This is a genomic window from Collinsella aerofaciens (assembly GCF_028207065.1).
Classification (GTDB): Bacteria; Actinomycetota; Coriobacteriia; order Coriobacteriales; family Coriobacteriaceae; genus Collinsella; species Collinsella aerofaciens_AR.
This window is the reverse complement of record NZ_JAQLFP010000020.1, coordinates 15,397-30,626: the sequence shown is the minus strand read 5'-3', so window position 1 is coordinate 30,626 and position 15,230 is coordinate 15,397. Positions and strand designations below refer to the sequence as shown.

At 59.5% G+C, this 15,230-nt stretch carries 8 protein-coding genes and 1 tRNA gene; 6 read left to right on the top strand and 3 right to left on the bottom strand.

The features are described from left to right. Window positions 1-8: 8 nt before the first annotated feature. Both PMX72_RS06865 and PMX72_RS06860 read left to right on the top strand, forming a co-directional pair. Complete coding sequence (locus PMX72_RS06865) at window positions 9-974, top strand: D-alanine--D-alanine ligase family protein (protein WP_117647819.1); 966 nt, start codon at window positions 9-11, stop codon at window positions 972-974. Then, window positions 968-3,862 (top strand): helicase C-terminal domain-containing protein, encoded by a 2,895-nt coding sequence (locus tag PMX72_RS06860; protein ID WP_117877322.1) that lies wholly within the window; start codon window positions 968-970, stop codon window positions 3,860-3,862. Before PMX72_RS06865 ends, PMX72_RS06860 begins: the two co-directional genes overlap by 7 nt. Here the strand turns inward: PMX72_RS06860 and PMX72_RS06855 are convergent. Together PMX72_RS06855 and PMX72_RS06850 are read right to left on the bottom strand one after the other, a co-directional pair. Further along, window positions 3,859-4,776, bottom strand: a complete 918-nt coding sequence (locus tag PMX72_RS06855; RefSeq protein WP_271729409.1) for a helix-turn-helix transcriptional regulator — start codon at window positions 4,774-4,776, stop codon at window positions 3,859-3,861. The two genes, PMX72_RS06860 and PMX72_RS06855, sit on opposite strands and share 4 nt — an antisense overlap. Next, on the bottom strand, window positions 4,763-5,785 hold the full coding sequence (locus PMX72_RS06850) for a helix-turn-helix transcriptional regulator (protein WP_271729408.1): 1,023 nt from the start codon (window positions 5,783-5,785) through the stop codon (window positions 4,763-4,765). Before PMX72_RS06850 ends, PMX72_RS06855 begins: the two co-directional genes overlap by 14 nt. Window positions 5,786-5,983: 198 nt before the next feature. Here PMX72_RS06850 and PMX72_RS06845 point away from each other — a divergent pair, with 198 nt between their 5' ends. Further along, window positions 5,984-9,181 (top strand): hypothetical protein, encoded by a 3,198-nt coding sequence (locus PMX72_RS06845; protein ID WP_271729407.1) that lies wholly within the window; start codon window positions 5,984-5,986, stop codon window positions 9,179-9,181. A gap of 21 nt (window positions 9,182-9,202) precedes the next feature. Further along, window positions 9,203-9,421, top strand: a complete 219-nt coding sequence (locus tag PMX72_RS06840) for a hypothetical protein (RefSeq protein WP_022094153.1) — start codon at window positions 9,203-9,205, stop codon at window positions 9,419-9,421. 67 nt (window positions 9,422-9,488) lie between these two features. On the opposite strand, the gene PMX72_RS06835 is transcribed toward PMX72_RS06840, so the two are convergent. After that, the gene (locus PMX72_RS06835) at window positions 9,489-12,920 is read right to left on the bottom strand and encodes a SpaA isopeptide-forming pilin-related protein (protein WP_271729406.1); all 3,432 of its coding nucleotides are present in this window, start codon (window positions 12,918-12,920) and stop codon (window positions 9,489-9,491) included. A gap of 297 nt (window positions 12,921-13,217) precedes the next feature. Between PMX72_RS06835 and PMX72_RS06830 the strand changes: the two genes are divergently transcribed. Both PMX72_RS06830 and purB read left to right on the top strand, forming a co-directional pair. Next, window positions 13,218-13,292 (top strand) — tRNA-Gly (locus tag PMX72_RS06830). A 555-nt stretch (window positions 13,293-13,847) separates the two neighbouring features. Beyond that, complete coding sequence (gene purB, locus PMX72_RS06825; protein WP_117840643.1) at window positions 13,848-15,191, top strand: adenylosuccinate lyase; 1,344 nt, start codon at window positions 13,848-13,850, stop codon at window positions 15,189-15,191. Window positions 15,192-15,230 lie beyond the last annotated feature (39 nt).

Here is a 15,230-nt window from a genome sequence, read left to right as displayed (position 1 = left end):
GTCTGCCCATGCCGGGTAAAAGCCTAGAGAACATGCACGTAGCGGTCTTGGCGGGCGGTCATTCCGCCGAGCGCGAGATTTCGCTCGATTCGGGAAAGAACGTTGTGGTGGCACTGAAGGAAGCCGGCTACACCTCGGTGGAGCTGCTTGACACGGCCGCTGATGACTTTATGGTAACCATGGCGAACGGCGGATTCGATGTGGCATTTATCGCCATGCACGGCGCCGGCGGTGAGGATGGCGCCATGCAGGGTGCCATGGAGACCCTGGGTATCCCCTACACGGCCTCGGGCGTACTTGCCAGCGCCTGCGGTGCCGACAAGGAGGTCTCTAAGCTCCTATACGCCAAGGCGGGCATTCCCATTGCCCCCGGCCTTGCGCTCGAGGTGGGCGATGAAGTCGATATCGATCATATCGTCGAGGTTTGTGGCGAGCGCTGCTTTGTGAAGCCGGCCGTCAACGGTTCCAGCTATGGCATTTCCCTGGTCCATGAGCCCTCCGAGCTGCCCGCGGCAATCGCCAAGGCGTTTGAGTACGGCGACAAAGTGCTGGTCGAGAAGTGCATCGAGGGTACCGAGATCACCGTCGGCGTATACGGCGAAGATGACGTACGCGCCCTGCCGATTGTCGAGATTCGTAAGCCCGAGGACTGCGAGTTCTACGATCTGGACGTGAAGTATGTCGACCCTACGGATATCCATCGCATTCCGGCGCAGATTTCACCCGAGAATTACGCTCGCGCTCAGGAACTTGCCTGTGCCGCTCACAAGGCCCTCGGTTGCCTGGGTATCTCGCGCAGCGACTTTATTGTGAGCGAGGACGGCCCCGTTATCCTCGAGACCAATACCATTCCCGGCATGACCGATACGTCGCTGTATCCAGATGAGATCCGCCACACCGACGACATGACGTTCCCGCAGGTCTGTGACAGCCTGATCCGTATGGGCCTTCGTCGAGCGGGCATTGCATGCTAATCGAGGACGCGGTTTCGTCAGGAACGCCGCAGTTTGTCATCGACTCCTATGCCACGCTTGCCGACCGCGCCAAAACGCAGTCCTTCGGCCTTATCGAGGAAGATGTGATTGTCCTCGATACCGAGACCACGGGTCTTTCGGTGCAGGACAACGAGCTGATCGAGATCTCGGCGGCCCGTCTTTCGGGCCGCGAGGTCATCGACCGCTTCGATACCTTCGTGCATCCCAAACAGCTGATTCCCGCCGAGATTACCGAGCTCACGAGCATTACAAATGCCGATGTGGCAGATGCCCCGTCGGCGGTTGAGGCCGTCGCCGCTCTCGCCGATTTTGTCGGTGGCTGCCCGGTGATCGCACACAACGCCACGTTCGACCGCTCGTTTATCGAGTCGATCAAAGGCGGCGTCAACGTGAGCGATATTTGGATCGATTCGCTGGCGCTGTCGCGCATCGCGCTTCCGCGCCTGGCCTCGCACAAGCTGTCTTTTATGGCCGATCTGTTTGGCTGCGACTCGGTATCACACCGTGCCAATGCCGACGTCGACGCCCTGTGTGGCGTATGGCGCGTGTTGCTCGTGGCGCTCACCGACTTGCCCCAGGGCCTCATGGCGCGCCTAGCCGACATGCATCCGGACGTGCCTTGGTCCTATCGTCCTATCTTCTCATTCTTGGCAGGGCAGAACCCTGGTTCTATCTTCTCTCTCAGCGCCGCTCGTGCTGACGTTCTCAAGGCCGATCGCGCCGACGATCGGGTGGACGCCGATGAGCTGCCGGTTCTCAAGATGCCGAGTCGTGAGGAGATCGAGGCAGACTATGCGCCAGGTGGCCTGGTCAATCGCATGTATCCCACCTACGAGCCGCGTGATGAGCAGATCGCGATGGCGCTCGAGGTCCGCGATGCGCTGGTCACGGGCACTCATCGAGTAATTGAGGCAGGCACAGGCGTCGGCAAATCGATGGCCTATCTGGTGCCTTTTGCCGAGGCAGCACGCCGTAACAACATCACGGTTGGTATTGCGACCAAATCGAACAATCTTGCCGACCAGCTCATGTACCATGAGCTGCCAAAACTTGCCGAGCAACTGGACGGTGGTCTGTCATTTTGCGCTCTCAAGGGGTATGACCACTATCCGTGCCTGCGCAAGCTCGAGCGCATGAGCCGCGGCCAGGTCGAGATTACCACCAAGCGCGATCCGGCGGACACGCTCACGGCGGTCGCGGTCATTATGGCGTACGTCTGCCAATCAGCCGATGGCGACCTCGACTCGCTCGGCATTCGGTGGCGCAGCGTCAACCGTCCCGACTTTACGACGGCCTCGCGCGAGTGTGCTCGTCGCCTCTGCCCGTTTTTCCCTGATAAATGTTTGGTCCACGGCGCTCGCCGTCGTGCGGCGCATGCCGATGTGGTGGTCACCAACCATTCCCTGCTGTTCCGCAACGTCGCGGCCGAGGGCAGGATTTTGCCGCCGATTCGTCATTGGGTAATCGACGAGGCCCATTCCATCGAGCGCGAGGCGCGCCGTCAGTGGGCGCGTGTGGTGTCGGCGGACGAATCACGCGTTCTGTTTGAGCGTCTGGGTGGCTCGAGCACCGGCGCGCTAAGCCAGGTTTCCCGTGATTTGGCAACCTCCGAGGGCTCTACGCTCTATCTGGGCCTTACCGCCAAGGCGACGTCGACGGTTGCGCGCGCGAGCATGGCGATCGCCGGCGTGTTCGATGGCGTTCGCGAGCTCGGTCGCCGTGCCCGTGGGGGCTATGACAATGCCAATCTATGGATTGGCCCCGAGCTGCGCGAATCTGACGACTGGCATGATTTCTTACAGTCGGCCTACACTGGCATCGACGCATTGGAACAAGCTGACAAGAGCGTCGACGCGCTGGTGCAAGCCGTCGCCGCCGACAAGCCAGAGGTTGTTGTCGACCTGGGTGATATCTCGCGCCGCCTGCACGAGCTGGCCGAGAACCTAAAACTCATCATTGATGGTACCGATGAACACTACGTGTATTCGCTGCAGGTCAATCGCAGGCTGCGTGCCGGCGGAGAGTCAATGACCGCAGAGCGCATCGACATTGGCGAGGCCTTGGCAACCGAGTGGCTGCCCGAGGTTCACACGGCTATCTTTGCCTCGGCGACCATGACGGTGTCCAAAAGCTTTGAGCACTTTAACCATGCGGTCGGCCTTGATCGCATCGGTGCTTCAACGTCGTCATCGCTGCACTTGGATTCGAGCTACGACTTCGATTCGAACATGGCTGTAGTCGTTGCGGGCGATATCCCCGATCCGCGCGATCGTGAGAGCTATCTTACGGCGCTCGAGCGCGTACTGGTCGACGCCCATCTTGCCATGGGCGGATCGGTGCTCACGTTGTTCACCAATCGGCGCGACATGGAGGACCTATACGCCCGCGTTGAGCCCAAGATGGCCCGTGCGGGTCTGGAGCTCAACTGCCAGCAGCGCAACTCATCTCCTCGTCGCCTGCGCGACCGGTTTATCAACGAACCGACCTCGTCGCTTTTTGCGCTCAAGGCCTTCTGGGAGGGGTTTGATGCCAGCGGCGAGACGCTGCGCTGCGTCATCATTCCCAAGTTGCCGTTCTCAAGCCCCACGGACCCGCTCTCGTGCGAGCGCAACCTGCGCGAAGACCGCGCATGGGCGCGCTATTCGCTGCCCGAGGCGGTGCTCGAGGTTAAGCAGGCCGCGGGGCGTTTGATTCGCTCGTCGACCGATAGCGGTGTGCTGATCTTGGCGGATCCTCGCCTGGTGACGAAGGGCTATGGCAAGAAGTTCTTAACGTCGCTGCCCACGAGCTCCTACCAGCGCATCGAATCGGCGCAGATTGGGCACTATCTACAGCTGTGGCGTGCACGCCACGAGCGGCGGCGCTAAAGCGGACAGACGAGGGTTTTTGCCATATCGCACAGACGCTTTGACAGGGCGGGGTCATCCAAGATGCGGATGGCTCCGCCCGCTGCGATTATCTGGCTCAGCAGCCAACGCTCGGAGCCGTAATGTACGGTTACCGTTGCCATGTCTGTCCCGCTGCGCTTGATTAGGGTGATGCCGGCCCAGTCCAGATGCTCCGCCATATCGAATGGCATCAAGAGCTTTGCGCTGCGCTGCGTCCGGGCAAGGGAATCGTGGAGGGATGCGACGTCCGGTGCGTGAGGCACGACGGAGTCTTCCGTTAAGGCGAGTCCCTCGATTTTATCCATGCGATAGGTGCGCTGCTCATCGACTGCGATGTCCCAGGCAATCAGGTATGTTTGGTCGCCGTTTGCCGTAATGCGCAAGGGGTCGACCAGACGCTCGCGTGGCCGTGCATCGTCCATCGAGCGATACGAGATACGGCAGCGAACGCCGTCCTGAATGGCGCAGCTCAGCTGCTGCCAGTGCGACCCGTGGTTGACGGTGTCAAAGACGCGCTGGTTATAGCCGAGCTCTTCGGGTAGAAGAGCAAATCGAATCCGAGCCGCCGTCTGCGGCTCGATCCCCAACGATTCAAGCTCGTGGTTGAGCACGGCGCCCTCGGCGGCACTCAGGCGCAGCGGTAGCACACGACCGGCGTCACCGGTGAGGACCACACGCTCGCCGTGGCATTCGCAGATGATGCGCGCGCCCGATTCTCGGTTCGCGAGCGTCGAGACGATCTCGAGAATCTCGTCGAGCGACGCCCCCGTGATGTCAAAGCGACTGCAAATCTCGTTTCGAGTCATGCCGTTCTCGCCGGCGGCGTAGAGGGCCTCCATGATGTCGATGGCGCGCGAGAGCCTCTGCTCGCTGGTGAGTTTACGCACGGGCATGCTCGTGCACCGTCCTTTCGATGAGGTGGTTCCACGCCTGTTTGAGCGATTTGGGGGCCATGGGCCTCATGCCGTCCATGGCGTGGGCCATGCAAAATGAGGCGGCGGCTTCAAGGTCGCGCACGTCAACGGTCCAGATCCATCCCGCATCGGTGTGTGCGAGCTTACCTCGCCCGCGCGTGAGACCGTTGATCATATCGATCTGCGTCTGAGGGGCGAATGAGAACGTAGCTGCAACGGGCGGTCGGTCGGCAAAATCGAATTCAAAGAACAGGTAGTCGTTGAGGTTGAAGTCCGCAGGGATGGTGTAGGCCTTCGAAGGACGCCAAGCGCGAACGATACGGTCGCAGCGGAATGTCCTGGTGTCGTCGGTGGCATTGTCGAGGCCGCAGAAGTACGCCACGCCCTCGCGCTCGAACATGCCGTAGACGCAGACGGTACGCTCTTTTTGCTCACCGCGTCCGTTCTGATATAAAAATCGCAGCGCGCATCGCTCGGCAAAGGCGCTCCAAACCGCATCGACGGTGGGAGAGCGGCTGATCGGCGCCTCGTCTACCGTCGTCCTGCCGGTGAGATAGGCAATCTTTGAACGAATATCGGCAAGCGGTGCGGCAAAGGTGGAAGAGCCGCTTGCAAGCGTTTGGTCGATGGCGTTGAGTAGGATGTCGGCGTCGTCTGCGGTGATGAGGCCACCTGCTGCAAACGTGTGCTCGCGGTCGATTGTCCACGAGCTTTCCTCGGTCTCCTGCGCGCCGGCAGGGCGAACCTCCTTGATTAGGATGCCGCGTTCGAGCAGTTTGTCACGATCGCGCCGAAACTTGCGCTTATCAGAGTCGATGTTGCCCGAGCCATATCCCAGGTCAGAATCCAAGACGATCTGCTCGGTCGTCAGCGGTTCGGGGGAGCTGTTGAGCACAAAGAAAAGATTGAGGATGCGCTGAGCCGTTTTATCGAAACTGGGCTCCGAATTTTCCTTTTTAATTGTCGCGGTCGCGTCGCTTGCCGTCATAGAGTCCTCGCATGAGAAGGTGGTTTGCTGCCATGATTTTAGTCCGATATGGAGATTAGGCTATATCCTTGTCCGCTCGGGGCGTTAAGATGGCCCGAATTCGGTCGTTTGCGCTCGCTCGGGGTATACTTTCGACTATATACGGTTCTAATGTGCATGCATTGGGCCTATTTGTCGGATTATGGATGTGGAGCGCACATGGCGAACACCCAGAACTATATTAACCACCTGCTGCAGAACACCGGCATTACGCCGGCATGCAGCGAAGAAGAGCGCTTGGCTGCCGAGGATATCGCTCAGATCTTCCGCAACCACGGCTTTGATCCCGAGGTTCAGGAGTTCAATGCCCCGGCGCCCAGTAGGTTGGCATTTGCCGTTACCGGTATTCTTGCGTTTGCCGGCGCCCTACTGATGGGCATCGGCGGCGGCATCGGCTTGGTCGGCACCTTGCTGGCCATTGCCGGCGCCGTTCTTTACGTGCTCGAACGCACGGGCCACCCCGTGGTTTCGCGCCTGGGCAAGACGGGCGTGAGCCAAAATGTCATCGCCTACCACAAGGCCTCGGGCCCGCTCGCGTCTCCGCGCAACCGCCCGGTGGTCGTTGTCGCACACTACGACTCTCCCCGTGCTGAGCTGCTCGCCCGCGAGCCCTATGCTTCTTATCGTGCGCTCATCGCCAAGCTGTTGCCCGTTGCCACGGTTGCCCCTGCTGCCGTTGCCATCTTGCGTATCCTGCCGCTCCCCGGCGCGCTCAAGGTTCTGCTGTGGATTGTCGCGATCCTCGCTTCCCTCGTTGCGCTCGCCAACGCGGCAAACATCATTTCTAACCGTTTTGTGCTTCCCTATACGTCCGGCGCAGTGTGCAACAAGTCTTCTGTCGCCGCTATGCTCGGCGTTATGGACAACGTTGCTCCCTTCCAGGGCGAAAACGAGTTTCCCGACGATGTTCCGTTCGATACCTATTTTGGGGAGCAGAAGCGTCGTGCCGAGGAAATGGCGCGCGCAGCGGCGGAGTATGCCGCGGCCCAACAGCAAAACGACTACGGCAACACCATCGAGTATGAAGAGCCTACCTACGCCGAGGACGAGTTCGGCCAGCCGATTGCTTCCGACGCTCAGACCGAGCCCGAACAGAGCGAGGCTTTCGACGAGCAGATCGAGGGCTTTGAGGGTGCGTCTGCCGACGAGACGCTGATTGGCGCCATCGTGCCCGAGGATCAGAATCAGGCTGTCCAGGCCGAAGAGTTCAATGACGAGGTTCCCGCTGCCGAGCCGGCGGAGGAGCCTGTCGCGGCCGAGCCCGAGCCCAAGCTCTATCGCAATGCCGCCGGCAACATCCGCTTTGGTTCGGATGCCATCCGTGCGCTCGGAATGCTTCCTGAGTCCTGCACGCTCGATTACGAGGAAGGCGAGGAGCCGACGTTTGAGCCCGAGCCTGCCCCCGTCGTGACTGCACCTGCGCCCGTTGTCGCCGTGGATGATGAGTCTGCCGCGGTTACCGCTGCTGTTGCCGAGCCCGAGGCGGTGTCCGCGATCGATCCCGCGGCAGGACTGGACATTTTGGCTCCCGCCGCGCCGGCGCAAGACGTTACGGACGAGTCTGACGACGATTACGTTGAACAGCCGAGGCGCGTGTCTTACGAGAGCGATACTGATTTCTCGGCCGAGATTCCCGCGGCAACGCCCCATGCCGATATTGCATCCGCGTTCTCTTCGATTGGCGCCAGTGCTTCCAACTTCTTTAAGGGTGCGCTTGCAAAGGGCAAGAAATTTGTCGACGATTTCGAGGAGAAGCGCGCTGCCGCACGCGAGGCTGCCGAGCAGGAGGCTATCGCTCAGCAGCAGGCAGCCGAGGCGGCACGTGAGCGCGCGGCGCAAGAGCTCGAGCAGAACGAGGCTATGCAGTCCGTGCCCGTCGATGCTGCCGAAGCTACGACGTCCTTTGAGTCCCAGCAACCGGCGTCCGCGGATGTTGCTGAGGCGACGACGTCTTTCGAGGCTCAGCAACATGTCGATAGCACCATGTCGTTTGATGCCGCGCAGTTCGATTCCACGATAACGTTTGAAAAGCAAGGCACCGCGATTGCCGGGCCCCTTCCTGTTTCCGATGAGCAGGGCGACGCGGCAGACGATGACGAGCCTATTGATGCTGCCGAAATCCAAGATGTCGCCGAGGACGAGCCCGTCGAGGCCAACTCTGACGAAGAGCAATACGCGGCAGCCGATCAAGGTGATTCGACCGAGGTCGAGCAGGAGGAAGTGCCTGCGGTTTCCGAGACTCCCGAGACGGATGAGTCGAGGCCTTACTCCACGCAGATTTTCACCATGCCGACCTCGAGTGGTTCCGGTGCCACGGTTGCCAATGTCGCTCCCACCCAGGACGAAACGGTCGATTCCCTTATGGCCCAGATTTCCTCCCAAGCATCGCCGCGTCCGCAGATGAATGTTCCCGATCCGGCGTCGGCACCGTCGCCTGCACCCTCCTCGTCTCCGCTGGCTTCGGTCCCCGATCCGTCGCTGCCGTCGATGAAGCAGACAAACGTTGCGTCTCGCACGTCGCTGTTCGACCTTCCCGATCCCTCCGCACAGGTCAACGACCCCTTTGCTACCGCTCAGGGTCCCGAACCCACATCGGCACCCGTTGCGCCTCCTATGCCCGTTGCGTCGGGCGCACAGCCGATCGAGACCATTTCGGCTCCCGCCCCTGCGGCACCCAAGTCTCGCAAGCGCGGCCTGGGCGGCCTGTTCGGTCGTAAAAAGAAAAACGAACAGGACAGCATGAGTGACTGGCTGGGCGTCGAAGACGATTACGATGCCAAGAAGTCCGGTCGCGGCATCGGTTCGTGGGATAATTTCGAGGACGACAACGATGGCTGGAAGGGCGGCGCTACGTCTTCCGACGGCGCTTCTTCCGAAGATATGCTCTCGGCTGTCGCCTCTATGGGTGACGATGAGCTGCTCGGTCACGATATCTGGTTTGTGGCAACGGGCGCCTCGGATTGTGATGGCGCCGGCATGAAGGCCTTCTTGGCTTCGCATCGCGATAAGCTCCGCGGCGTATTCTTCATCAATCTTGAATCCGTCGGCGCCGGTAGGCTTTCGGTGGTGACGGTTGAGGGCGAACAGCAGCTGCTCAAGGGCGATCGCCGCATCATGAACCTGGTCAGCAAAGTGTGCAAGTCGTTCCATGTCGATTGTGGCGCGCTCGAGATGCCCTATGCCAAGACCGATGCCTATGCCGCGCTCGAGGCGAGCCGCCGAGCCCTCACCATCGCCGGCGTGGACGGCACGCGCCTGGCTTGTGCTCGTACCGAGGACGACCTGCCCCACAATGTCAACCCGACGAACATTGCCACGGTATCCGAGGTCGTGACCGAGGTTATCCGCCGTTCGTAGACGGAGCTCTAAGGAGTCAACGTGTTTTCGTATATTAAGCGCCATTGGCCTGTCTATGTGATTTTGACCTTGATTGCCATTGCGTTAGGATTTGGGGCTGCCTACATCGTGGGTGCGAAGGGCTCGACCCCCGCCTCCGCAATCAGCGAAGAGGTGGAGCAAGAACAGAGCACGGGTGCCGATGGGATTCCTGAGTCCGAGCAGGCAATCGTTGATGGTGGATCTTCGTCTGCAGAGTAGATACGGCGATTTAAATGATTGAAAGCGGGCGAGCCGGGGGACTGGCTCGCCCGCTTTTTTCATCGTGCTAGCGGTTCTTTGGGATCGACCTAAGGCGAGCGAACCATAGGGCTGCGGCACCCGAGGTCAGAAGCGCGGTGATGCAAGCGGCGATGGGAACTGATCCTGTTGCCGGTAGGTCCTGCGGTAGGGTACAGCGTTGAATGACACGGTCCTCGTCATGTGACTCAAGTTTATCGCCGCCGCCGTTGCGGCAAAGATCGACGCGCGCGCTGTTGGTGAGTGCGGTTTGGGGCGTATAAGCTGACGTTGCCTGCATGTGCACGGCTGCGCCCCGAGCGTCTGTGCCAAGGATTGCTTTGGCATCGTCAAGGTCGTCGTGCTCATCTTTGAGATCATCACGGGTCCAAGAATCCACATCGCTTCGAGTCGTAAAGTCGGCGGCTACTGCACCGTATTCAATGCGAATGCCCGTTACGACGGTATTGGATGCAAGGTCGAGTTCTTTCGCCTCCAATGTGGTGGATTCCGTGGTCGAGACATCCGCCTTCCAGAGGTGCCAGCCGTCGTAATCGACGAGGCGGCAATCCTCACCCAGACTCTCTTTTACTTCGTCGGACTCAAGCCAAGGATTTTCGTGCCCATCGTCAAGCGTCGCGTTTGCCGGCTCATCGACGTCTGTCGAGTCCAACGGCATCGTGCGATACCACACGTTGCACAGACCGTTGAGGTCGCCGATGGCGACGGGGGTTTCGATTGAGACGAATCTCGCCGTGCCGTCTTTGGCGCACTCAAGATCATCGGTAATTGTGAACTCATCAACCCAGGTAGCTGAATCGTTTCGAGCGTCGATGGTATAGGAGAAAAGACCGTCCGTATTGGTTTGCGTTGCGGCGCGATTTTTACCATCGCCGTTGGCCAGCAGACCCTTCCCGATAGGTTGGACAAGCTCCTGACGCTTGTCGACCTGTCCTTTGATCTCGATGGGCGCATCCTTCATCGCGACGGATTGGACTTCTCCCGTATCCTTTATTTCAAACGTTATCTCCTCGGCAAGGTCATAGGTCCGCGGAGACATCATTTCGCGCAACGAGTAGGTGCCGGGTGCAAGATGTTCGACGCGGTGCGGCTTGTCGGATGAGGTCCAGGAGTCTATTTCGGTTTTATCGGGACCATATAAGGTGAGTTGTGCGCCTTTCACTTCCCGCTCTCCGCTTGCATCGACCTTGGAGATATCAACCTTGGTGTAATTGTCGGATACGTTAAGCCGTGCTTCTACAACGGGTGTTTTCTGGTCGGCATAGGTAAGGTCGACGATATGGTGCGTTCGGTCGAGTAAGAAGCCGGTCGGCGCTTGAGTCTCGACAACCTCGTAGCGTGCGGTGCCAGATCCCAGCGGGAGGTCGTCCGCGCGTGCTTCTCCAGTTTCATCCGTCGTGACGGTAGCGACAGTCTCACCGTCGAGCGCGGCAATGCTACCGTCGGGGCGCACGATATCACCTGAGGCACGGATCTCAAAGATGGCGCCCGCGAGGCTGCTGCCGTCTACGGCATCGGTTTTAACGATCCTGATGTTTCCGGTTGCGGCGCGGTCATAATACGAGACGATTGCAACGGGCGTTAGGTTTATATCGGCGGGTATGTTTACCTCGATCTCTCCGCCGACAAGATAGGGCTCTTTGGCCGAGGTTTCGCGTACATAATAGGTGCCCGGCACGAGCGATTCGGGCAGTGTGACGGTGCCGGTCGCGTCAGTCGTAAAGGTGTCCATTACGTTATGTGCTGGATACCAGCATGTTTGTGAGACAGGTTTGTGATTGCTGTCGAGGAGTTGGAAGGTGAATCCGGCTAGGGGAACAGAAGCGCCTGTTTGGGCATCGCGTTTTACAATCTGGAGATGCGTCGACAGAGCGTGGTTGTCCACGATATATTGAAGCTCGGCGCCGTCGGAAATCTGATTGGCCTCGACGGTCCATTCCCCCGCACGTTTAAAACCCTCGGGGACGGTTTCCGGAACCTCACGAACCGTGTAGCCGGCGCGGTCGTATGGGACGGCTCCGTGGACACCGGCTGGTCGCTTGCCTGTGCCGAACCATGCTTCGGGCTGGTCTTTGGTGGAGGCAAAGCCATAGATGTTTGTAGTCAGTGTGCCAACAACCTGCTGAGAGCTGTTACTGACAACCTCAAAGACAACATCTCCTGCCGGCTGCTCCAGGCCGGATTGATCGCTATTGCCGTAGTCCTTGAATTTGGAAATCTCAAGGTCAAACGCAATGGGGATATCGGAAACGCGAGATTCGATCTCGACCACGCCTGAATCGCCGAGTTGGTCGGCTCCAACGGTGTAAGACCAACTGTCACCGGAGGGCAAATAGCCCTCGGGCGCCTTCGATTCATAGATGGTAAAGGTTCCCAGGGGGACATCGGTGAGGGTAGCTCGACCGCTTTCGTCGGTCGTGAGGATTTGCGCCCATCCAGGGGTTGATTGCGACACACACGTGAACTCTGCTCCTGCGAGTGAAGATCCCACCTGGGGGCCGGCATTCGTCGCGGCATCGAGTTTTACGATACACAGGTTGATGGTGCCGGGCTGTTCATCAATGGCGACCTGTCCACTGTCATTCCCCGTGGTAAAGGCGATGCGATCACGACGGGGGACATAGCCGGCCGGCGCCTTCGTTTCAACTAGGTAGTATGCCGTATTGGGCAGAAGTGTTGCCTGTGCTCGACCGTTGCCGTCCATCTTGATGGTGCCGACATGTGCGTCGCCGGCGCTCTCAAAAACATCGAATGTTGCCCCGTCAAACTGATAGGTATTGTTTCCGCTGGTAATAACGGTGTTCGCAGACTGCTTTTGGAAGGAAACAGAGACCGCCGGCAGTACATAGAGCATGTCTTGACGTTTGCTGCCGCCCGATACGGCCCCTAAATAGCGCCGCGCGCGGTGCGGAGCGGCTTTGATGCTTCCTGATTTTGCGTTGTCGTGGAGCCACCGCGCAGCCGCCACGACTTCATTGTCGGCGGTAAAGTGCCCACTCTTGGTTTTGCCCTGAGCGGTCGTGTAGGAGTAGGTGCCGTCGACATGGGTAGTGCCGTTGAGCATCCATACGGCGAGTTGGGTGGCGGCGCGGGCGCGATCGGGTGAAAGATGGTAACAGCCAAACGACGTGGCGGTAGGATATCCGTGACAAACGATTGCCGCGAACTCGTCGTCGAGCCACACCCAGCCTTGATCAAAGTTGAGCCATGGGCCGCCCGGCTTGGTGGGGCCGGGGCGCTCCTGGTTCATGCAGTAGGCAATCGAGGCGTCTTGAGCTTCATACTTGCCGATAAAGAAGGGCCCACAATCATCGCTAATAGTGCGGAAGCCGAGCTGGTCGTAGCCATCGACGGCAAATGCGGCTCCCGGTGCCAGGCAGCCGAAAAGCAGGAAGAGGAGCAGGAGCAGCGGACCTGTTGCGATTGCGCTGTGGACAGAGTGCGTGGGTGCGTTGGACATGGCTGCTCCTTATCCCTCGTGCGCCGCACGGGGAGGTTGCGACGCGTAGGATGAGGCTACCCCCGAGGTTCATGCGGGTAAGTACCGGAGCCTGACCAAAAGCTTGCCCAATTCCTGACAAATTGAGCTCAAATACAACAATCAAGCAAAAGCGCAGGTAGAAGATAAGGTGAACAGGAAGTCAAAGGTCCTCGTCTCCACAATTGACGCGATTTTCAAACGAATCTCCACAGCTAAAACAAGCATCGCCACCCTTGTATCGAACAAGACAACCGCGTTATACTATCCCCCACATATGCGGGCATCGCCAAGTGGTAAGGCATCAGCTTCCCAAGCTGACACTCGCGGGTTCGAGTCCCGTTGCCCGCTCCATTCGAATTTCAGGCACGGTAACGTTTCGTTACTGTGCCTTTTTCAATAAAGTGCCGGGACTCGAACCCGACAGGGTGCGAGCGTTAAATAAACGCGAAGCGTTTATAGCGAGCAGGCAAGGTCGCCGATAGGCGACCGCAGCCGGTGCGGATTTGCGAAGCAAATACGCGGACGTCCCGTTGCCCGCTCCATCGGGCGCGGGAGACCTTGGGACGGCCAATTCAACAAAGTCTTCCCCATCGTCTCCGTGAATCCGGGGAGATCGACCGCAGCCGGTGCGGATTTGCGAAGCAAATACGCGGACGTCCCGTTGCCCGCTCCATCAGCCAAGGGGGATGCTGGGACACTCGGTTCGATCCGGTCTCCTTCGGCGGCTTTGCGGACCGGGGCATGCTGACCACAGCCGGTGTGCGTCCGCGACGCGGGCGCGCGGACGTCCCGTTGCCCGCTCCAATTCCAAAATGTTAGGTTCATGCCTGCTGCCCATACTTGCACCTGCGCACGGTACAATGGTTGGGTTACGACCAACGTGCCAATAACCAAAAAGGAGCCGCTATGATCGATCGCTATACCCGCCCGGAGATGGGACACATCTTCTCCCTCGAGAACAAGTACGCCATTTGGCAGGAGATCGAGGTCCTGGCCTGCGAGGCCCAGGCGGAGCTCGGCAAGATCGGCATTTCTAAAGACGAAGCCCAATGGATCCGCGACCACGCCAACTTTGAGAAGGCAAAGGTCGACGAGATCGAGGAAGTCACGCGCCACGACGTTATTGCCTTCCTGACCAACATGAAGGAGTACATCGACGCTGATGTTCCCGAGGGCGACCCCAAGCCCAGCCGCTGGGTTCACTATGGCATGACCAGCTCCGATCTGGGCGATACGGCTCTGTGCTACCAGCTTACCCAGGCCTGCGATCTGATCATCGAGGACGTCAAGAAGCTCGGCGAGATCTGCAAGCGCCGCGCCTTCGAGGAGCGCAACACGCTCTGCGCCGGCCGTACCCATGGCATCCATGCCGAGCCGATGACCTTCGGCATGAAGTTTGGCTCTTGGGCCTGGGAGCTCAAGCGCGATCTGGATCGTCTTGAGGATGCCCGCAAGAACGTTGCCTTCGGTGCCATCTCGGGTGCCGTCGGCACCTACAGCTCCATCGAGCCGTTTGTCGAGGAATATGTCTGCGAGCACCTGGGTCTGGTTCACGATCCGCTGTCCACGCAGGTTATCAGCCGCGACCATCACGCCTATCTCGCCGGCGTTCTCGCCACCACCGCAGCCACCTGCGAGCGCATCGCTACCGAGGTTCGCAATCTGCAGAAGACCGATACGCTCGAGGCAGAGGAGCCGTTCCGCAAGGGTCAAAAGGGCAGCTCCGCCATGCCGCACAAGCGCAACCCGATCACCATGGAGAAGGTCTGTGGCCTGTCGCGCATCGTGAAGTCCAATGCCCAGGTCGCCTTCGACAATGTCGCCCTGTGGCATGAGCGCGACATTTCGCACTCCTCTGCCGAGCGCGTCGCCCAGGCCGATAGCTTTATCGCACTCGACCACATGTTCCAGTGTCTCATTCGCGTTATCGACGGCCTGCAGCTGTATCCGGCTCGCATGATGGCCAACCTCAACAAGACTCGCGGTCTCATCTTCTCCTCCAAGGTCCTGCTGGCCCTCGTCGATACGGGCATCACCCGCGAAGATGCCTATGCGATCGTGCAGGAAAACGCCATGGCTACCTGGCACGAGGTGCAGGATTGCGTCTCCGGTCCCACCTTTAAGGAGCGTCTCGAGGCTGATCCGCGCTGCACCGTCAGCCAGGAGAAGCTCGACGAGATCTTTGATCCGTGGGACTTCCTCACCCGCATCGACACGGTCTTCGATCGTCTGGAGCAGCTCGAGTTCTAACTGATCGATTGGGGACGAAGTCAAACCGATCAGTTTACT